Raw genomic sequence first — 17521 nt, forward strand, 5'->3', positions numbered from 1 at the left:
TAATTATTCATGGCGACGCGAAGCGGCGCCGCAACAGACACTAAAGATCCATCCGGAGCACATCCATGAGCCAGGGCAAAGTTGTACAGATCATCGGCGCGGTTATCGACGTGGAGTTCGCACGCGATCAGGTGCCGCAGGTTTACGACGCGCTGAAGATCGACGGCACCGAGATCACGCTGGAAGTTCAGCAGGTCCTGGGTGACGGCATCGTGCGTACGATCGCCCTCGGTTCCACCGATGGCCTGAAGCGCGGCCTTGTCGCCCGCAACACCGGCGAAGGCATCAAGGTGCCCGTCGGCAAGGCCACCCTCGGCCGCATCATGGACGTGCTCGGCAACCCGATCGACGAAGCGGGCCCGATCGGCGAGCAAGATCGTTGGGTCATCCATCGCGAAGCGCCGAGCTACGACGATCAGGCTGCGGCCAACGACTTGCTGGAAACCGGCATCAAAGTCATCGACTTGGTTTGCCCGTTCGCCAAGGGCGGCAAGGTCGGCCTGTTCGGCGGCGCCGGCGTGGGCAAGACCGTCAACATGATGGAGCTCATCAACAACATTGCGAAGGCGCACTCGGGTCTGTCCGTGTTCGCCGGCGTGGGTGAGCGTACTCGTGAAGGCAACGACTTCTATCACGAGATGAAAGACTCCAATGTGCTCGACAAGGTCGCGATGGTGTACGGCCAGATGAACGAGCCGCCGGGCAACCGTCTGCGCGTGGCGCTGACCGGCCTGACCATGGCCGAATACTTCCGCGACGAGAAGGACGAGACCGGCAAGGGCAAGGACGTGCTGCTGTTCGTCGACAACATCTACCGCTACACGCTGGCCGGTACCGAAGTGTCCGCGCTGCTCGGCCGTATGCCGTCGGCGGTGGGCTACCAGCCGACACTGGCCGAGGAAATGGGCGTGCTGCAGGAGCGCATCACCTCGACCAAGACCGGTTCGATCACCTCGATCCAGGCCGTGTACGTGCCCGCGGATGACCTGACCGATCCGTCGCCGGCTACCACCTTCGCCCATTTGGACGCGACCGTGGTGCTGAGCCGTAACATCGCCTCGCTCGGTATCTACCCGGCCGTGGATCCGCTGGATTCCACCAGCCGTCAGCTCGATCCGAACGTGATCGGCGTCGAGCATTACGAAGTGGCGCGCAAGGTGCAGGGCACGCTGCAGCGCTACAAGGAACTGAAGGACATCATTGCGATTCTCGGCATGGACGAGTTGAGCGAAGAAGACAAGCAGGCTGTGGCTCGCGCGCGTAAGTGCGAGCGCTTCTTCTCGCAGCCGTTCCACGTGGCCGAAGTCTTCACCGGTTCGCCGGGCAAGTACGTGTCGCTGAAAGAAACCATCCGCGGCTTCAAGATGATCGTGGATGGCGACGTCGACCACTTGCCGGAGCAGGCGTTCTACATGGTCGGCGGCATCGACGAGGCCATCAAGAAGGCCGAGGACATGGCCGCCAAGAAGGCAGCCTAAGTCAGAGCGGTAAGGAGGTAAGGGGTAAGCAGGCAAGGCGGTGCGCCGCGACTTGCTGATCACCTCACCTCCTCACTCCCTCACCTGCTTCAACCGAGTTTAAACGCATGAGCCATACCCTTCGTGTCGACATCGTCAGTGCCGAAGCCGAGATCTTTCACGGCGAAGCGGCCATGGTCGTCGCCACCGGCGAAATGGGCGAGCTGGGCATTGCGCCCCGCCACGCTCCGCTGATCACCCGCCTCAAGCCGGGCCACGTCGACGTGGTGCTGCCCAATGGCGAGCGCCAGCAGTTCTGGGTGTCCGGCGGCATTCTTGAAGTGCAGCCGCAGGTGGTCACCGTGCTGGCCGATACGGCCGTGCGCGCCGCGGATCTGGACGAAGTCGCCGCGCAGCGTGCCAAGCAAGAAGCCGAAGATGCCCTGGCCAATCGCACCGACGCGGTCGAGATCGCCGAGGCACAAGCGAAGCTGGCTGAAGCGTTGACCCAGCTACAGGCGCTGGAGCGCTTGCGCAAGAATCTCAAGCACTGAAGCCTGGCCCGCGTTCTCGCGAGCTAGGCAGTATCAGCAGACGCCGGCCTTGTGCCGGCGTCTTTGCTTGGGCATCTTCGGCCGAGGTCCTTTCGTCCACGGATGACTAGTCTTTCTCTTCCACATCGAATGCCATGCGGGCTAAGCCGAGGTATCGACTGGCGATGCCTCGTGAGCCCGCGGTCATTGAGTCCGCCAATCGACTGATATGCTCCGCCGCTGATAGAAGCTGATGACATCACCATGAAGAAGCTGCCCCTGCACGTCATCGTCCTTGCCGCCGGCGAGGGCAAGCGCATGAAGTCCAAGAAGGCCAAAGTGCTGATGCCATTGGCCGGGCGTCCTTTGCTGGAGCATGTGTTGACCGCGGCCAGGGCTTTGCAGCCGGAGGCGATCCATGTGGTCTACGGGCACTGCGGCGATCAAGTGCTGGCTGCGTTCGACGGCCAGGCCGATTTGCGCTGGGTGCTGCAGGCCGACCGCCTGGGCACCGGCCACGCGGTGGCGCAGGCGCTGCACCATGTGCCGGATGGAGTCAGCGTGCTGGTGCTGTATGGGGATGTGCCATTGACGCAAGCCGGCACCTTGAAGCGCTTGGTGGATGGCGAAGGTTCGCTCGCCCTGCTCACCACTCGCGTGGCTGATCCCAAGGGTTATGGCCGCGTGCTGGGCGATGGCAACGGCTTGGTGCACGCGGTAGTGGAAGAGAAAGACGCCGATGACAGTCAGCGCGAGATCAAGCTGATCAATACCGGCATTGTCGCCGCGGAGGCCGAGGCGCTCAGGCGCTGGACCGGCAAGCTCCATCGCAACAATGCGCAGGGCGAGTACTACCTCACCGACATCTTCGCCATGGCAGCGGAGGAGGGGCGGGCCGCACAGAACATCGAATGCGAGGACGCCATGGAAGCGGCCGGCGCGAACAACCCATGGCAGTTGGCGGAGCTGGAGGCCGTGTACCGCCAACGCGCGGCACAGGCGCTGGCATTGGAAGGCGTGCGCATCGCCGATCCCACGCGCATCGATATACGTGGCGCCGTGACTGCGGGCCGCGACGTGGAGATCGATATCGATGTGATCCTGGAAGGCGAGGTGCAGCTCGGTGAAGATGTGCGCATCGGCGCCTTTACGCGGCTGAAGAATGTACGCCTGGCCAACGGTACCGTGGTGCAGTCGCATTGCGATCTGGAGGGCGTGGTCACTCACGGCCCTTGCACTATCGGCCCCTTCGCGCGCTTACGACCTGGCACCGAACTGGATGCGGGCGTGCACATCGGCAACTTTGTCGAGACCAAAAAGGCCCGCCTCGGCGAAGGCAGCAAAGCCAATCACTTGAGCTATCTCGGGGATACGGTCATCGGCAGCAGAGTGAACGTCGGTGCTGGCACCATCACCTGCAATTACGACGGCGTGAACAAGAGTGTCACGTTGATCGACGACGGCGCGTTCATCGGTTCCAATAGTGCGCTGGTAGCGCCAGTGCGCATCGGCGCGCAGGCCACCATCGGTGCCGGTTCGGTGATTACCAGGGATGCGCCAGCCGGGGAACTGACCATTGCGCGTGGGCGCCAGGCGACACTGCCTGGCTGGCATCGTCCACAAAAGAAATAGCCGTCCAAACCTCACTACACGTTCAAGGATCGCAACGTGCACCACGTATCGTTATCGCTTCGCCTTATCGCCATCATCACGTTGCTGGTCGCGGCGGGTTCCACGGCTGCGTCTGCGGGTGATTCGCGCCGCAGTCTCACGGGACCGCCTGTCCGTTATACGTCGGTGCAAGGAACGGACTATCGGCTCGTGCCGGCCCATCCGCGCGATGCGGCGGGCAAGCCTGTTGGCCTGCCCGCCACGCGCATCAATATCCAGGATCAGGAAGGCGAGTGGGAGGTTGCCCGCGATGCCGATCTGCCGGCATTCACGGCGAGCATTCCGCCGGCCCTGCGCGATCAGGTGCAGCTGTTTTATGCCTCGGCCACGGGATGGCTAGTGATGCCGCGCGGATGGCATGTGCAGCGCACCGCTGTCGGCGCCGACGGCAATACCATTTTCAGTTTCGTCGCGCCCGAAGGCGCCCATGCAGGCTGGTTGAGCTGGGAACTCTATCCAGCCTGCCTAGGCTGTATTTACGAGGCGGCACAGGGGTTATTTCCCGGCGCGCATAAGCAACTGGACACGTTGATGGAGACCTCGACGCCCGAACCCGCTCTGGATCCGACGCCGGAAAAACTGGAGAGGCTGGACCGCTGCACGGTACGGCTCACCTATGCATTGCCCAAGTCACCGGCGGTGCGCTCGCTGAGCGTTTTTGATCAAAGCGGAGACCCTGTTTACCGCGAGTTGTCGATTGCCTTGCCGGCCTCTCAATCGGCGCTGGCCGACTATCTGCTGTCGTCCTACAAGGACGAGTACGGCGGTTGCGGGAAAACTTGAACGCGCCTCGTTCGCCGTCAGGCATATCGCCAGCCGTCGATCTCCACCAGCAGCTCGCTGCGGCACACATCGCCGTGCAGCATCAGCACCGGCACACCGGGTAGACGGGTTTGCAGGAAGTCGAGAACGCGCGGCGCGTCGGTCGCATGGCGCACATAAGCCTTCAGTGGCGAACGCGTGTCGAAGCCGGCCGGCATGTCGGCGCTGGCCAGCAGGGCTTCGAGATTAATCAGGGTTTCATCGAGCTGGGCATCCAGATCGTCTTGGTGTGCGGAGCTGTAGCCCACGACGGCGGCTGTGCCTGAGATAGCCAGTACGTCCTGAGCGGGCAGGGCCATAGCGCGGGCGAAGGTCGGCGGCGTGCGGCCGTATTGACGCGGGTAACGCCAGGCGCTGACCTGGCGAGGGTTCTCCACGCGCACGCCGGGTCGATCGCAGGCCAGCAGGTAGACCTGCAGGGTGTGTGCGTCGGCGTGGTGGCCGATGGCTGTGGCGGCGGGGAAGCCTTCGGTGAAGAAATGGCCCATGCCGGCGGCGCGCCCATCGCAGAACAGCTTGTAGCGCTCGGCGTCGCCCTCGCCTTGGTTGATCGCGTGCAGATAGTTCCAGATGCGCTGCACATGTCGCTCCGGCCGCCGATCAATGAACTCACGCAATTGCCGGTAGACCCGTTCCGCGGTATCGCGTGGACCGCCGTGGTCGCGTTCGTCCAGTTCGATCGCGGCAAACAGCCAGCCGTCGCCGGCAGACCAGCGCAAATCGCCTTCGCGCCCGTAATCGACGCTGCCGTCGACTTGCCAGACTTCCAGCGGCGCGGGCGCATCCAGGCACTCCAGCTCGATCGCAAGCCAGCGTGGATCGTCGTGTTGCGGAGCGCCGGCGCCGAAGCCGAACACCGCGAGCGTGCCGGGTTCGGCCAACACGTCGGGCGATGCCGCACTGCGATAAGACACCTGTGGAGCCCGTCGTTCGGGCGAGGCGGGCAATGCACTTTCTGAACCGTGAGCCATGCAGCGTAACCAAGGAAAACAGGGGGCTATGTTACACTTCGGGCCCTATGCCGACTGGGGAAGGCATGTTTGGCAGTACGGAACGAGCATGGCAGAGCAGACCGCGGCACAACATGAATTGGCGACCCTGATCGTGGAGAGCCTCAACCTGGAAGCGGTCACGCCCGAGCAGATCGATCCGGATGCCACCTTGTTCGGCGGCGACCTGGGCCTCGACTCGATCGATGCTCTGGAGATCGCACTGGCCGTATCCAAGCGCTACGGTTTCCAGTTGCGTTCGGACAATCCGGACAACGGCCGCATCTTCGCCAGCCTCCGTGCGCTGTCCGAGCACGTCGAGCAGAACCGCATCCCCGCTTGAGTCCCGGCACGATGCCCTGCACGGACGGCATCGCCCTGTTCTTCCGACAACGCACGCCCGTGGGTACGCCATGAGCACGCCGACTTATCACGCAGCGTTGTGCATCTCTCCCGATCATCCGAGTCTGCCTGGGCACTTTCCGGGCTATCCGCTGGTGCCCGGCGTGGTGCTGCTCGAGCAGGTCGCGCTGGCCTTGCGCGCCTGGCGAGATGAACGATTGGTTAGGGTGGTGGAGGCGAAGTTTGTCGCGCCACTGTTGCCGGCCGAACAGGCCGAGCTGAGCCTGATTGAAAACGGTGCGCGCGTGCGTTTCGAGATTCGGCGCGGTGGTGAGCTGCTTGCGCGTGGCGTGATCGAAGGGGGCTCGCCATGACCAAGCATTGGCAGAGTCGCCCGGAAGGCGGCGGGCGCTTCGCGTTATGGCTGATCCGCAGCATTGGCCTGCATGGTGGCCGTCGCTTTGCGCGGCTGTTCCTGTATCCGATCACGTTGTACTTCTACTGGCGACGCAAGCTGGAGCGGGAAGCTTCACGGCACTATCTCGAAAAAGTGCTGCTGCATCGTGTGACCGCCTGGCAGGTGATGAAGCACATTCACAGCTTTGCTTCGACAATGCTGGATCGCGTCTTTCTGCTGGCGCACGGCGAGAAAGATTTCGACATCGAAACCGAAGGTGTGGATGTGTTGATCGAGCGCATCGGCCTTGGGCGCGGAGTGCTGTTGTTCGGATCGCATCAAGGCAGTTTCGAGGCATTGCGTGCGCTTGCTTCGCGCCGGCCGGACGTATCGTTGCGCGTGTTGCTGGACAAGCAGAAGACCCCGGCGTTGACTGAGTTGCTGGAGGCGCTGGCGCCCGACATCGGCGACAAGGTGATCGACGCCTCCAAGGACGGCGCGACGATGGCGCTGCAGATCGCCGAAGCCTGCGAGCAAGGTGCCATGGTGGCGCTACTGGCCGACCGCGGCCGTGAGCATGAAGTGTTGCGTCGGGCCGACCTGCTGGGCCAGCCTGCGCCGTTCCCGGTCAGTCCCTGGTTGCTAGCGCATACGCTGAAGGTGCCGGTGGTGCTGTGCTTCGGGCTCTATCTCGGCGGCAATCGCTATCGCCTGATTTTCGAGCCGTTTGCGGACCGCGTGGACATCCCTCGTCACGACCGCGCACAAGCGCTGGATGCGGTCATCGGCCGTTACGCCCAACGCGTGGAGCATTACATTCGCATCGCTCCCTACAACTGGTTCAACTTTTATGACTTCTGGCAGCAAGACTCTCACGCTACTGCTCGGCCTGAGCCTGCCGTGGTGGGCGACCGCATCGGCGGTTGAGAGTGATGCCGCGGCGCAATCGCTGATCGCCTCGCTGGGCCGCCCCGCGCCGGCGCGCACGGCTTTCGCCGAAGCCCGTTTCATGAAGGTCCTGGATCAGCCGCTGGTGGTATCCGGCGAGCTGGGCTGGTTGGGTGGCGACAAGCTGGAACGGCGCGTGGATCATCCCAGCAAGGAGACGTCCACCATTGCCGACGGCGAAGTGACCCAGCAGCGAGATGGCCGCAAGCCACGCAGCTTTTCGCTGAAGCGCGCGCCGCAGTTGCAGGTGTTGCTGGACAGCTTTGTCGCCCTGCTCGGCGGTGATGCCTCCCGGCTCAATCAGGCATTCTCGATCACGTTTGATTCAACCCGGCACGACGGTGGAGCCGATGCCTGGACGCTAACGCTGACGCCGCGCGACACCCGGGTGGCGAAGACGGTTGCAAGCATCCAGATCGACGGCCGCGGCAACGAGCCGCGCTGCATGCGCATGCAGGAAGCCGATGGCGATCTCGCGGTTGATCTATTGGGTGTGCTCGCCACGCGCATGCCAGTTGCGCCGACGCGCGAAACGCTGTTGGCGCTCTGCAAAGGCGGCAGCTGATCATGCCGCGCAGTGGACGCGCGTTACTGTTGACCCTGTGGCTACTGGCGCTGGCGGGCCTTGGCGTGCTGGTCATGCAGCGGCTCAAGGTCAGCACTGATCTGCGCGACTTCATGCCCGCCCCCACGACGCCCGATCAACGTCTATTGATGGAGCAGGTGGGCGAAGGTCCTGGATCGCGTTTGTTGTTATTGGCGGTGAGCGGCAAGCCCGATGCGGAGCTGTCTTCACTCAGTCAGGGGCTGGCCACGGCGTTGCGCAAGGACGCACGCTTTAGCCAGGTACTCAATGGCGGCTTCGACATTGCTGCATTGGATGAGCGCCTCTTGCCGTATCGTTACCTGTTGTCGCCGACGTTGGACAGCGAGGCGATGGACAAGGACTTCCTTGCCGATCAGTTCCAGCAACGGCTCGATGATCTTTCCTCGCCGGCCGCCAGCCTCTTGAAAGGTTTGCTGCCGCGCGACCCGACGCTGGAAGTGTTAAAGCTGGCCGAACGCTGGACGCCCGCCAAATCGCCCGAGCTGCGCGAAGGCGTATGGTTCTCGGCTCAGAGCGAGGCCTTGCTACTAGTACAAACCCATGCCGCCGGCTTCGATCCGGATGCGCAAAGCGAAGCCGTTGCAGGCATCGAGAAGGCCTTCCATGCCTTGCCTGGCAACCCAGGTGCGACGCTGGCCATCAGCGGGCCGGGTTACTTCAGCGTGGTGATAAGCAAGCAAACCCGTGGGCAGGCGGAACGGATCGGCAACGTCTCCACGGTCGGCTTCATCCTACTGTTACTGCTGGCCTATCGCAGCGTGGGCTCGCTGCTGTTGTCGGCCTTGCCGATCGCGAGCGCCGCCCTGGCCGGCATCGCCGCACTCGTGTTGCTGTTTCCGCAGGTGCATGGCATCACCCTGGCGTTCGGTTTCACCTTGCTTGGCGTAGCGCAGGAATACCCGATTCGCGTGCTCAGCCATCGGAGAGCTGGCGAGGACGCCATCGCCAGTGTGCGTGGTCTCTGGCCGCTGCTGCTTACCGCTATCGCTTCAGCCTGTATCGCCTATCTGGCGTTCTACGCATCCGGCGTGAATGGCTTGAAGCAATTGGCAGTGTTCACCATCACGGGCCTACTGGTGGCCGGGTTCAGCACGCGCTATCTGTTACCGCACCTGCTGCCGATGCGTGTGCGTGACGTGGCGGACATGCCCTGGCTGCAACGTGCGCGCCGCTTTGTCGACCGCTTGCCGCGACCACGCTGGATGCCCCTGCTGGTGGCACTGGCGACTGTGTTGATGTTGGCGATGGCGCCTGGTTCGTTCTGGCAAAACGACCTTGCTGCGCTGACACCGCTGCCGCAGGACCTGCTGCAGCGCGATGCCCGCCTGCGCGAGGCGCTGGGTGCGCCGGATGTGCGTTATCTGCTGATCCTACAGGCGGCGGATGCGCAAGGTGTGCTGAAGCTGTCCGAACAGCTCGAGCCAAAGGTGGATGCGCTGGTAGCGCGGCATGCGGTCGATGCTGTCGAACTGCCCTCGCGCTACCTGCCCAGCGAAACCCTGCAGCGTGTGCGCCAGCAAAAATTGCCGGGGCGTACGGCCTTGCAGGAGGCCATCGAGCAGGCCACGCAAGGCATGCCGTTCCGCAAGGACCTGTTCGCACCTTTCGTCGATGACGTGGAAACCGCGCGTAGCTCGCCGCCGCTGAAGCCGGAAGTGTTCGCGCAGAGCGCGCTGGGTCAGCGCTTGTCTGCGATGTTGGTGCCGCGCGAAGGGCATTGGCTGGGGCTGGGCACGCTCAGTGGTGTGCATGACGCGGCGGCACTTGAAGCGCTTGCGAGTGAAAGCGGCGGTGCGGTGCGCTTGCTTGATCTGAAGCAGGCTTCCGAATCGCTGGTGGTCGATTACCGCACACGCATCCTTCATGCCCTGCTCGGCGCCACCGGGTTGCTGGTACTCACTATCACTTTTGCTCTGCGCAGCCTGCGTCGTGCCTGGCATGTGCTGGCACCGATGACTCTGGCCACTTTCCTGGTGCTGGCGGTAGAGCGTATGGCCGGTGTCGAGATATCGCTATTTCATCTGGTGGCACTGATCCTTGCGGCCGGCCTGGGTTTGCACTACGCGCTGTTCTTCGAGCGCGACACCGGTGATGTCGCGGAACAGCGACGCACTCTGCACGCCACGCTGGTCTGCGTGCTATCCGCCTTGCTGGTGTTCGGCATGCTGGCATGGAGCACCATTCCGGTGCTGCGCGCGATTGGTCTCACCGTGAGCCTGGGTGTGGCCTTTCACTTCTGCTTATCCATCTTGATGGCGCCACATGTGGGGCATGACGATGCTCGATAAGACGGATTGGGCGCACCTGATTCCACACGCGGGCAGCATGTCCCTGCTGGATGCCGTGGTGACATGGGATGAAGTTTCTATCCATGCGGTGAGCGACAGCTTTGCCCATGTCGACCATCCCTTACGGAAGCCGGACGGTTTGCATGCCGTGCATCTCGCCGAGTATGGCGCTCAGGCGATGGCGGTGCATGGCGCGCTGAGCGCGCGGGCGCGCGGTGTCGAGGTGGTGCGGTCGGGGCGGTTGGTCAGTCTGCGCGATGTGCGGCTGGCGGTGGAGTATGTGGATACCGGCGCGGGACGTTTGGACATCCATGCCGAGCGCCTGTTTGCCGACGACAGTGGGGCGCAATATGCGTTTCGCATCGAGCAAGGTGGCCGCTCGCTCGCCGATGGGCGGGCTGCGGTGATCTACGTGGCCTCCTAAGAGCCTGTGAGTGCAGGCTCTACGACGGGTATCAAATCGGGGCGGCCGTATCGAACACGATAGGCCTGCTCGCCCGTGAGCGGCGGTAGCTGGCCCGGATATCGCCGTAATGCACCACGCGCCCGAACGTGTAGACGGTAATGCGCACGATGTCGCGCACCGGATTGAAATGACTGATGCGGAACTCGCCTTGGTAACGCGAGGCGATCGGCACCGAGACCACGCCCAGACCCTTTTCGCGCATGGCGGCGATCAGGATGGCGGCTTCGAACACGAAGTTCTCTGCCGGCAGGTCCACTAGATCGAGTGCTGCGCGCGGGTACCAGCGTTGGCCGCTTTGAGTATCCGCTACCGGTTGGCCGCAGGCCCAGGAGATGCCCCAATCGGCCACGGCATTGGCGCGGCGGCGTGACTTAGGCTGCTGTTCGCGATCAAGCAGGCGGGCGCCGATCACGATGTGATGGGGATAGCGTTGCGCAGCGGCGGCGATACGTGGCACATCGCTGGCCAGGTGCTGGCCGTCACCGTCCATGGTCACTACCGCATCGAAGCCCTGGCGCAACGCTTCGCGGAAGCCGGTACGCAGCGCCTCGCCTTTGCCGCTGCGTTGGGGGTGGCGTAGCAAGGTCACCGGCATGGCGCCCACGATTTGTGGCGTGCGGTCGTGCGAGCCATCGTCCACGACGATGACGGGTACACCGAGTGCAAGCGCGGAGTTGACCACACCCTCGATGGCCGCCTCTTCGTTGAGGCAGGGAATCAGTACGCACCAGCGAGTGGCCGACGCATTCAAGCAGCACTCTCCCAATGAATATCCAGGCCGAGCATGTCAGCTGTAGCCAGATTGTAATGAGTGCCGTGGCCGGCCAGTAGCAGCAGTAACGGCAGCGCGGCTTTGGCCGTGGCGTTGGCGTCGTGCCAGGCCATGGGTATAGGCGACGACGTGGACGATGTTGGCGCCTGCTTTGGGGCGAGAGTGAGATTGAGTCGCGCGAGGCTGCGTGGTCCGGGGTGGGGTGTCAGCACCAGTGCGCACCCAAACGCCTGCGTGCTATCGGTCATCTCGCCCAGAGGGCCTGCACCTGCGATATCGCTGCATACCAGAAGGACCGCCCGCTGGTCGGCCAGGGCCTGCATCGCGGCCTCCAGCAGGCCTGCGCCCACAATGGCGAGCTGGCCGCCGCAGACAGCGGCCGATGGCGCGTGGCAGCCGGTGGCAATGGTCCAGTAGCCGGCCGGTGCGTTGTGTACCGAATTGTGGAAGCGGGTCGGTGACAGCCCAGAGGGCTCGCGCGCCAGCGTTTCGCACATGTAGTCGGTGATGGCCTGATCGCCGTGGGCGGAGCTGAAGACGCACGCCAGTTCGCTGGCTTGCCGCCCACTCATGGCCACTGCTTGTCCTGCGACTTCCACCGCGAGTAGCACGCTTTCAGGTGCGCGCCGGCGCTCATTGGCCGGCAGTGTGGCGGCCGGTGGGCGCGCGGCTGGCGATGGCATCGGCGAGCCGGCGAGCCAGGCGCGCAAGGCGGCGAAATTAGCCAACTGCGGCGACCACAGGCCGACACCTCCCACATAGACCTGTAGCGGACTCATGCCACAACCCTGCCGAACGCCAGGCAGGCGTTGTTGCCGCCGAAGCCGAAGGAATTGCTGAGGGCTACGTCGATACGCCGATGCTCGTTGTACCAGGCGAACTGCGGTCCGCAGGCTGGGTCGGGGTCGCTGCAACCGAGGTTGCCAGGCACCAGCCCGTGTTCGATGGCCAGCAGGGCGAACGCGGCTTCGAGGATGCCGGCCGCGCCGAGCGTATGTCCGGTGAATGCCTTGGTGGAACTGGCCCGCGTGCTGGCAGGAAAGGCGCGGGCGACCAGCGCGGCTTCCACTTCGTCATTCTTCAAGCTCGCCGTGCCATGCAGGTTGATGTAGTCGACCTGTGCCGCATCCAGGCCGGCGCGCGCCAGCGCGTCGCGCAGCGCCAGTTCGGCGCCGAGGCCTTCCGGATGGGGCGTAGACATGTGGTGGGCGTCGCTGGATTCGCCGTAGCCCAGCAAACGTGGTGCACTCGGATGGGCGTCGGCGCGCTCGAGCAGGGCGAAGCCGGCTGCCTCGCCAATGGAAATGCCACAGCGCCTGCGGTCGAACGGCCGGCAGGGTTCCGGCGAGACCAGCTCCAGTGCATTGAAGCCGAACAGCACGCTGTCGCATAGCGTGTCCACGCCGCCGACCACGGCCGCGTCCACCAGGCCGAGACGGATCATCCGCTCCGCACTGGCGAATACCTTGGCGCTGGACGAGCAGGCGGTGGAAAGCGTCAGTGCGGGACCTTCGAGGCCCAGCGCTTCGGCCACGAAGGCCACCAGTGAATGCGGTGCGTGGATGGCCGGGCGACGCAGGTCGGCGGGCATGCGTCCATCCGCATCGAGCCGGCGATAGGCTTCCTCGGTAGCGCCGATGCTGGCCGTGGAGGTTCCCAGCACCAGCGCGATGCGCGATGCGCCGTAGCTTTCGCGCGCGGCGCGCACGCGATCGACAAAGCCGTCCTGGTTCAATCCCAGCCAGGCGAGACGGTTGTTGCGGCACTCCCAGGAGGCGAAGGCGTCGGGCAGGGCGGTGCCTTCCACACCTTCCACGCGCCCGATCCAGCACGCCAGCGGCGCGCTGCTGAAATCGTTGGCGCGCAAGCCGCTGCGGGCGGAGTGGAGGGCGTGTCGATGGTCGTCGAGGCCGTGGCCCAGCGCGGAGGTGACGGTATACGCGCTGACGGCAAGCGGGTGAATCGGTTCGGGCATCGCGGGAGCCTAGCGAGCGGCCGTTGCCGTGCCTAGCCCAACAAGGTTTTGTGGAGGTTGGCGTTCATATTCGGCGGAATTCGCAGCAGATGGCGGGCTTTCGCGAAGCTTGCTCGCCGATAGCGTTCGTTGATTCGCGTCAGTGCTGCGCGACTCCCCGCCGCATCGGTTCGTGGTGGATGGCTTGCTAAGCTCGCACCGTTGAATCGACCAAGAGCATCGCGATGAGCCAGCAAGCCGACCGTGCCGAATTGTTCCTGCGCGAACTGCAGGACCGCATCTGTGCTGCCGTGGAGCAGCTCGACGGCGGCGCTCGTTTCGAGGAGGACGCCTGGACGCGCGCGGCGGGCGGCGGCGGACGTACCCGTGTGTTGCGCGAGGGGGCAGTGTTCGAGCAGGCAGGGGTGAACTTCTCGCGCGTCTACGGCAATCAGCTACCGCCTAGCGCGACGGCGCATCGGCCGGATCTGGCGGGCGGCAGCTTCGTGGCCACCGGTGTATCGCTGGTGCTACATCCGCGGAACCCCTATATGCCGACCACGCATGCGAATGTGCGCTATTTCGAGGCGAGCAAGGAAGGTGTAGAACCGGTGTGGTGGTTCGGCGGCGGCTTCGACCTCACGCCGTTCTACCCGTTCGACGAGGACGTGGCGCACTGGCACAGCGTGGCACGCAATATCTGCGCGCCGTATGGCGACGATGTCTATGCGCGCTACAAAAAATGGTGCGACGAGTACTTCTATCTCAAGCACCGTGGCGAGACGCGCGGTGTCGGCGGCCTGTTCTACGACGACCTCAACGAGGGCGGCTTCGATCGCTGCTTCGCTTTCACCCGCGATGTGGGCCAGGGTTTTCTCGATGCCTACCTGCCGATCGCAGAGCGCCGCAAGGACACGCCTTACGGCGAGCGCGAGCGGGAATTCCAGCTCTATCGGCGTGGGCGCTATGTGGAATTCAATCTGGTCTACGACCGTGGCACGTTGTTCGGCCTGCAATCCGGCGGCCGCACGGAATCGATCCTGATGAGCCTGCCTCCGCGCGTGCGTTTCGAATACGCCTATGCACCCGAGCCTGGGTCGGCCGAAGCAAGGCTGGCCGAATACCTCAAGCCGCGCGATTGGGTGTGAGGGGCGTGAGAAATAAGTAGTGAGAAGTAAGAAACGAGTAGGGCGCGATCGATTGTCGTGCGCCACTCACTTCTTACTCCTCACTCCTCCTCACAAATTACTCAGCAGCAGGCGCCTCGCCGCTGAACTTCACCGGCGTGGCGCCCTTCACCGGGCCGATCTGGGCGCTGTCGCTGACCTGCAGCACCACCTCGCGACGGAACTCCAGCGTTCCCTGCACCACGGCGTGCGGACCGATCACCACGTGCGGCGGACGGCTGTTGTTGTGGAACCAGCCGCCGGGTTTCTCGACCAGAATGCCTCCTTCCACGCGCGAGTTGGCGCCGACGTTGATGCTGCCGCTCACTGTCTCGATGCCCTTGCCGACATGGGCGGCGTCCAAGCTGATGGAGCCGTTGACGGTGCTGGCCTTGCCGTTCACCTCCGCACCCTTGCCGAGGCGAATGGCGCCGTTAGTGGTGCCCACTTCGCCGCTGACCCGGCTACCGGCGCCTAGAGTGGTGGAGCCGTTGACCGTCGAGATCTCGATGGCCTGGGACTTCTCGCCCAGTTCCACCGAACCGTTGACGGTGCTGGCCTTGTGCACGGTGGCGTTGTCGCCGATGTGTACCGCGCCGTTCACCGTGCTGACGTTACCGGCCTGCTGGCCGTTCTCAACGCGCACGGCGCCGTTGATCTTGTCGATATCGTTGTCCCGGGCCAGCGCGGCCAGTGGCAGGACGAGGGCAAGGGCGAGCAGGGTACGGCGCATAACGGACTCCCAAAGGTTGAATGTGTCGGGCTTTAGGATGCTCCTCCGCCCGGCCGGGTTTAGCATGACCTTCGACAGGGTGCACATTTGACGGGCATCCGGCCCGGCCTCACCATTCCGGTCTTTCCGCCAGCCCATCTCGCCATGCACAAGCTCGTACTGATCCGCCACGGCCAATCCCAGTGGAACCTCGACAACCGCTTCAGCGGCTGGGCCGACGTCGACCTCACCGAGCAGGGTATGGCCGAAGCGCAGGAAGCCGGCCGTTTGCTCAAGGAGGCGGGTTATAGCTTCGACGTGGCGCATACGTCGCTGCTCAAGCGCGCCGTGCGCACGCTGTGGGGCGTGCAGGATGCGATGGACTTTATGTGGATTCCGGTAGTCACCGACTGGCGCCTCAACGAACGCCACTACGGCGCACTCACTGGGCTCAATAAGGCTGAGACCGCGGCCAAGTACGGCGACGATCAGGTGAAGATCTGGCGCCGCAGCTACGACATCCCGCCGCCGCCGCAGGATCGCACCGCGAACGAATCGGTGAACGATCCGCGCTATGCCTCGCTGGATCCTAAGGATATTCCCGACACCGAGTGCCTCAAGGACACCGTCGAGCGTGTGCTGCCGTATTGGCACGAAGTGCTGGCGCCGGCTATTCGCGCGGGCCAGCGGGTGGTGGTAGCCGCGCACGGTAACTCGTTGCGCGCGTTGGTGAAGTATCTGGACGGCATCTCGGACGAGGCCATCGTCGAGTTGAACATCCCCAACGGCGTGCCACTGGTGTACGAGTTCGACAACGAACTCAAGCCGCTGCGCAGCTACTACCTCGGCGACGCCGATGCGATCGCTGCGAAGATGGCCGCTGTGGCCAATCAGGGCAAGGCGAAGTAAGTCAGTCGGTGCTGTGCGGGTGACAGGCGTCATCTGCGATGGTTGCGCGGCGTCGATCGCCGCGCTGTCGTCCATCCGTTAGCTTGATCTCACTTTCCCGCAGAGAATCCGGTCATGGCCCCGACAATGCTCCCCGCGATCATGATTCCGCTGATGGCCTACGCGGTGTGGCGACGTGTCCGCGGCAACTTTGGCCCGCAGCCGATCCGGCGCAAGCGCATGATCGCGCGCATCGTGATCTTCACTCTGGTGGCCGGTCTGCTGGCGCTCAGCGGCCTGCACAACACAAAGTTGCTGGAAGGCCTGCTTGGCGGTGCAGTCGCTGGTGCGGCCTTGGGGTTGCTCGGTCTGCGCCTCACCCGCTTCGGTCAGGACGCGAACGGGGCCGACGTCTACATTCCCAATCCCTGGATCGGCGCCGCGCTGACGGTGTTATTGGTGGGAAGGCTGGCCTGGCGCTTCCTGGTGGCGATGCCGCAAATGCAGGATCCAGCGGCGACCTATGCCGGGCCGCCGCTGGGCAACAGCCCGCTGACCCTTCTGGTGCTTGGTTTGATGGTTGGCTATTACATTGCCTATTGCACGGGCCTGCTGGTGCATCACCGCCGCTTCCAGCGCGAACACGCGTTGGGAACGGCGGACTGATCAGAGCGCGTCGTTGTCCAGCTCGCCGGTGCGGATGCGGATCACCTGCTCCAGCGAACTGACGAAGATCTTGCCGTCGCCGATCTTGCCGGTGCGGGCCGATTGCGTGATGGCCTCCACCACGCGGTCGAGCTGGTCGTCCACTACCGCGACTTCCAGCTTGATCTTGGGCAGGAAATCGACCACGTACTCGGCACCTCGGTACAACTCCGTGTGGCCTTTCTGGCGGCCGAAACCCTTCACCTCGGTCACCGTGATGCCTTGTACGCCGACCTCGGCCAGCGCTTCGCGCACGTCGTCCAGTTTGAAGGGTTTGATGACCGCGACCACCAGCTTCATGGGTATTCCTTGTTCGTAGGTCGTATCGATACAAGGGCGCATTCTGCCTGTCGAGTGCGCCGTTTGTCGCCTGGCTAAGTGTCGTGTAGGACAATGCCTACACATTACGGTGGAGCACGCTGATGGCGTTCGATTTTCGTATTTACTTAAACTGCATCCCGACGAGTTCGAGGTGCTATCCATGATGGATAGACAGGATATCGATCAGCTTGCCTTACGACTTGCCTCGTTGGTTCCGCCAGGATTGGCTCAGGTGCATCAGGATCTCCGCGCCAACTTTTCAGATGTCCTGGCGCAAGGATTGCGCCGCCTTGACCTAGTCACCCGCGAGGAATTCGAAGTTCAGAGTCTTCTCTTGGCGCGTACGCGCGCCAAGGTGGACGAACTCGAAAGGCGTGTCGCCGACCTAGAGGCCGGCATCACCATCCGCGGGGGCTAGCACATCTCCCTTCTGGGAGCCGTCCCCGATCTGTCACCCTCACCCCGAGAACGATCGGGGGCGGT

20 protein-coding genes are annotated in these 17521 nt (G+C 63.8%); 14 read left to right on the plus strand and 6 right to left on the minus strand.

Going from position 1 to position 17521, the window contains the following annotated elements; genetic code table 11:
* Positions 1–65 precede the first annotated feature (65 nt).
* The 4 genes from atpD (at position 66) to OUZ45_RS06740 (ending at position 4444) form a co-directional block, all read left to right on the plus strand.
* Positions 66–1478 carry a F0F1 ATP synthase subunit beta gene (atpD, locus tag OUZ45_RS06725; protein WP_266169170.1) on the plus strand — a complete coding sequence of 471 codons (1413 nt, stop codon included), beginning with the start codon at positions 66–68 and terminating at the stop codon, positions 1476–1478.
* A gap of 107 nt (positions 1479–1585) precedes the next feature.
* Positions 1586–2011: a F0F1 ATP synthase subunit epsilon gene (locus tag OUZ45_RS06730; protein ID WP_266169171.1), complete on the plus strand. Its 426-nt coding sequence runs from the start codon at positions 1586–1588 to the stop codon at positions 2009–2011.
* 243 nt (positions 2012–2254) lie between these two features.
* The gene (gene glmU / locus OUZ45_RS06735) at positions 2255–3622 is read left to right on the plus strand and encodes a bifunctional UDP-N-acetylglucosamine diphosphorylase/glucosamine-1-phosphate N-acetyltransferase GlmU (protein WP_266169172.1); all 1368 of its coding nucleotides are present in this window, start codon (positions 2255–2257) and stop codon (positions 3620–3622) included.
* 36 nt (positions 3623–3658) lie between these two features.
* The gene (locus OUZ45_RS06740; RefSeq protein WP_266169173.1) at positions 3659–4444 is read left to right on the plus strand and encodes a DUF4850 domain-containing protein; all 786 of its coding nucleotides are present in this window, start codon (positions 3659–3661) and stop codon (positions 4442–4444) included.
* Between the two features lie 17 nt (positions 4445–4461).
* Here the strand turns inward: OUZ45_RS06740 and OUZ45_RS06745 are convergent, their stop codons facing one another.
* Entirely contained in the window at positions 4462–5397 is a 936-nt protein-coding gene (locus OUZ45_RS06745) for a chorismate transformation FkbO/Hyg5 family protein (protein WP_486599076.1), read from the minus strand.
* Positions 5398–5542: 145 nt separating this feature from the next.
* Here OUZ45_RS06745 and OUZ45_RS06750 point away from each other — a divergent pair, with 145 nt between their 5' ends.
* The 6 genes from OUZ45_RS06750 (at position 5543) to OUZ45_RS06775 (ending at position 10478) form a co-directional block, all read left to right on the plus strand.
* Positions 5543–5815, plus strand: coding sequence for a phosphopantetheine-binding protein (locus OUZ45_RS06750; protein WP_266169175.1), 273 nt, complete (start codon positions 5543–5545; stop codon positions 5813–5815).
* A gap of 70 nt (positions 5816–5885) precedes the next feature.
* Positions 5886–6188 carry an ApeI family dehydratase gene (locus OUZ45_RS06755; RefSeq protein ID WP_266169176.1) on the plus strand — a complete coding sequence of 101 codons (303 nt, stop codon included), beginning with the start codon at positions 5886–5888 and terminating at the stop codon, positions 6186–6188.
* Positions 6185–7138: a lysophospholipid acyltransferase family protein gene (locus OUZ45_RS06760; RefSeq protein WP_266169177.1), complete on the plus strand. Its 954-nt coding sequence runs from the start codon at positions 6185–6187 to the stop codon at positions 7136–7138. Before OUZ45_RS06755 ends, OUZ45_RS06760 begins: the two co-directional genes overlap by 4 nt.
* Positions 7062–7724 carry a LolA-related protein gene (locus tag OUZ45_RS06765; RefSeq protein WP_266169178.1) on the plus strand — a complete coding sequence of 221 codons (663 nt, stop codon included), beginning with the start codon at positions 7062–7064 and terminating at the stop codon, positions 7722–7724. The genes OUZ45_RS06760 and OUZ45_RS06765 overlap by 77 nt, the downstream gene beginning before the upstream one ends.
* A 2-nt stretch (positions 7725–7726) precedes the next feature.
* Complete coding sequence (locus OUZ45_RS06770) at positions 7727–10054, plus strand: MMPL family transporter (protein WP_266169179.1); 2328 nt, start codon at positions 7727–7729, stop codon at positions 10052–10054.
* Positions 10044–10478: a hotdog family protein gene (locus tag OUZ45_RS06775; protein WP_266169180.1), complete on the plus strand. Its 435-nt coding sequence runs from the start codon at positions 10044–10046 to the stop codon at positions 10476–10478. The genes OUZ45_RS06770 and OUZ45_RS06775 overlap by 11 nt, the downstream gene beginning before the upstream one ends.
* 31 nt (positions 10479–10509) lie before the next feature.
* Here the strand turns inward: OUZ45_RS06775 and OUZ45_RS06780 are convergent, their stop codons facing one another.
* The 3 genes from OUZ45_RS06780 to OUZ45_RS06790 are packed head-to-tail and all read right to left on the minus strand — an operon-like array spanning position 10510 to position 13267.
* On the minus strand, positions 10510–11271 hold the full coding sequence (locus tag OUZ45_RS06780; protein WP_266169181.1) for a glycosyltransferase family 2 protein: 762 nt from the start codon (positions 11269–11271) through the stop codon (positions 10510–10512).
* Complete coding sequence (locus OUZ45_RS06785; RefSeq protein ID WP_266169182.1) at positions 11268–12071, minus strand: beta-ketoacyl synthase chain length factor; 804 nt, start codon at positions 12069–12071, stop codon at positions 11268–11270. Before OUZ45_RS06785 ends, OUZ45_RS06780 begins: the two co-directional genes overlap by 4 nt.
* Entirely contained in the window at positions 12068–13267 is a 1200-nt protein-coding gene (locus OUZ45_RS06790; RefSeq protein ID WP_266169183.1) for a beta-ketoacyl-[acyl-carrier-protein] synthase family protein, read from the minus strand. The genes OUZ45_RS06785 and OUZ45_RS06790 overlap by 4 nt, the downstream gene beginning before the upstream one ends.
* Before the next feature lie 224 nt (positions 13268–13491).
* Here OUZ45_RS06790 and hemF point away from each other — a divergent pair, with 224 nt between their 5' ends.
* Positions 13492–14394 carry an oxygen-dependent coproporphyrinogen oxidase gene (hemF, locus tag OUZ45_RS06795; protein WP_266169184.1) on the plus strand — a complete coding sequence of 301 codons (903 nt, stop codon included), beginning with the start codon at positions 13492–13494 and terminating at the stop codon, positions 14392–14394.
* A gap of 97 nt (positions 14395–14491) precedes the next feature.
* On the opposite strand, the gene OUZ45_RS06800 is transcribed toward hemF, so the two are convergent.
* A complete protein-coding gene (locus OUZ45_RS06800; RefSeq protein ID WP_266169185.1) occupies positions 14492–15145 on the minus strand; it encodes a DUF4097 family beta strand repeat-containing protein in 654 nt (217 codons plus the stop codon).
* A gap of 144 nt (positions 15146–15289) precedes the next feature.
* On the opposite strand from OUZ45_RS06800, the gene gpmA reads away from it, so the two are divergent.
* Entirely contained in the window at positions 15290–16033 is a 744-nt protein-coding gene (gene gpmA / locus OUZ45_RS06805; RefSeq protein WP_266169286.1) for a 2,3-diphosphoglycerate-dependent phosphoglycerate mutase, read from the plus strand.
* A gap of 114 nt (positions 16034–16147) precedes the next feature.
* Positions 16148–16678: a CcdC protein domain-containing protein gene (locus OUZ45_RS06810; protein WP_266169186.1), complete on the plus strand. Its 531-nt coding sequence runs from the start codon at positions 16148–16150 to the stop codon at positions 16676–16678.
* On the opposite strand, the gene glnK is transcribed toward OUZ45_RS06810, so the two are convergent.
* Positions 16679–17017 carry a P-II family nitrogen regulator gene (glnK, locus tag OUZ45_RS06815; RefSeq protein WP_266169187.1) on the minus strand — a complete coding sequence of 113 codons (339 nt, stop codon included), beginning with the start codon at positions 17015–17017 and terminating at the stop codon, positions 16679–16681.
* Positions 17018–17198: 181 nt separating this feature from the next.
* Between glnK and OUZ45_RS06820 the strand changes: the two genes are divergently transcribed.
* Positions 17199–17456 carry an accessory factor UbiK family protein gene (locus OUZ45_RS06820; protein WP_266169188.1) on the plus strand — a complete coding sequence of 86 codons (258 nt, stop codon included), beginning with the start codon at positions 17199–17201 and terminating at the stop codon, positions 17454–17456.
* Positions 17457–17521 lie beyond the last annotated feature (65 nt).

The sequence above is a fragment of the Dyella subtropica genome (genome assembly GCF_026283965.1).
Taxonomy (GTDB): domain Bacteria; phylum Pseudomonadota; class Gammaproteobacteria; order Xanthomonadales; family Rhodanobacteraceae; genus Dyella_D; species Dyella_D subtropica.

Coding starts and splice junctions, on each gene's coding strand:
- OUZ45_RS06765 (WP_266169178.1), top strand. CDS start 7,062: ATGACTTCTGGCAGCAAGACTCTCACGCTACTGCTCGGCCTGAGCCTG.
- OUZ45_RS06760 (WP_266169177.1), top strand. CDS start 6,185: ATGACCAAGCATTGGCAGAGTCGCCCGGAAGGCGGCGGGCGCTTCGCG.
- OUZ45_RS06750 (WP_266169175.1), top strand. CDS start 5,543: ATGGCAGAGCAGACCGCGGCACAACATGAATTGGCGACCCTGATCGTG.
- OUZ45_RS06730 (WP_266169171.1), top strand. CDS start 1,586: ATGAGCCATACCCTTCGTGTCGACATCGTCAGTGCCGAAGCCGAGATC.
- glnK (WP_266169187.1), bottom strand. CDS start 17,017: ATGAAGCTGGTGGTCGCGGTCATCAAACCCTTCAAACTGGACGACGTG.
- hemF (WP_266169184.1), top strand. CDS start 13,492: ATGAGCCAGCAAGCCGACCGTGCCGAATTGTTCCTGCGCGAACTGCAG.
- glmU (WP_266169172.1), top strand. CDS start 2,255: ATGAAGAAGCTGCCCCTGCACGTCATCGTCCTTGCCGCCGGCGAGGGC.
- OUZ45_RS06800 (WP_266169185.1), bottom strand. CDS start 15,145: ATGCGCCGTACCCTGCTCGCCCTTGCCCTCGTCCTGCCACTGGCCGCG.
- OUZ45_RS06810 (WP_266169186.1), top strand. CDS start 16,148: ATGGCCCCGACAATGCTCCCCGCGATCATGATTCCGCTGATGGCCTAC.
- atpD (WP_266169170.1), top strand. CDS start 66: ATGAGCCAGGGCAAAGTTGTACAGATCATCGGCGCGGTTATCGACGTG.
- OUZ45_RS06785 (WP_266169182.1), bottom strand. CDS start 12,071: ATGAGTCCGCTACAGGTCTATGTGGGAGGTGTCGGCCTGTGGTCGCCG.
- OUZ45_RS06775 (WP_266169180.1), top strand. CDS start 10,044: ATGCTCGATAAGACGGATTGGGCGCACCTGATTCCACACGCGGGCAGC.
- OUZ45_RS06820 (WP_266169188.1), top strand. CDS start 17,199: ATGATGGATAGACAGGATATCGATCAGCTTGCCTTACGACTTGCCTCG.
- OUZ45_RS06790 (WP_266169183.1), bottom strand. CDS start 13,267: ATGCCCGAACCGATTCACCCGCTTGCCGTCAGCGCGTATACCGTCACC.
- gpmA (WP_266169286.1), top strand. CDS start 15,290: ATGCACAAGCTCGTACTGATCCGCCACGGCCAATCCCAGTGGAACCTC.
- OUZ45_RS06755 (WP_266169176.1), top strand. CDS start 5,886: ATGAGCACGCCGACTTATCACGCAGCGTTGTGCATCTCTCCCGATCAT.
- OUZ45_RS06770 (WP_266169179.1), top strand. CDS start 7,727: ATGCCGCGCAGTGGACGCGCGTTACTGTTGACCCTGTGGCTACTGGCG.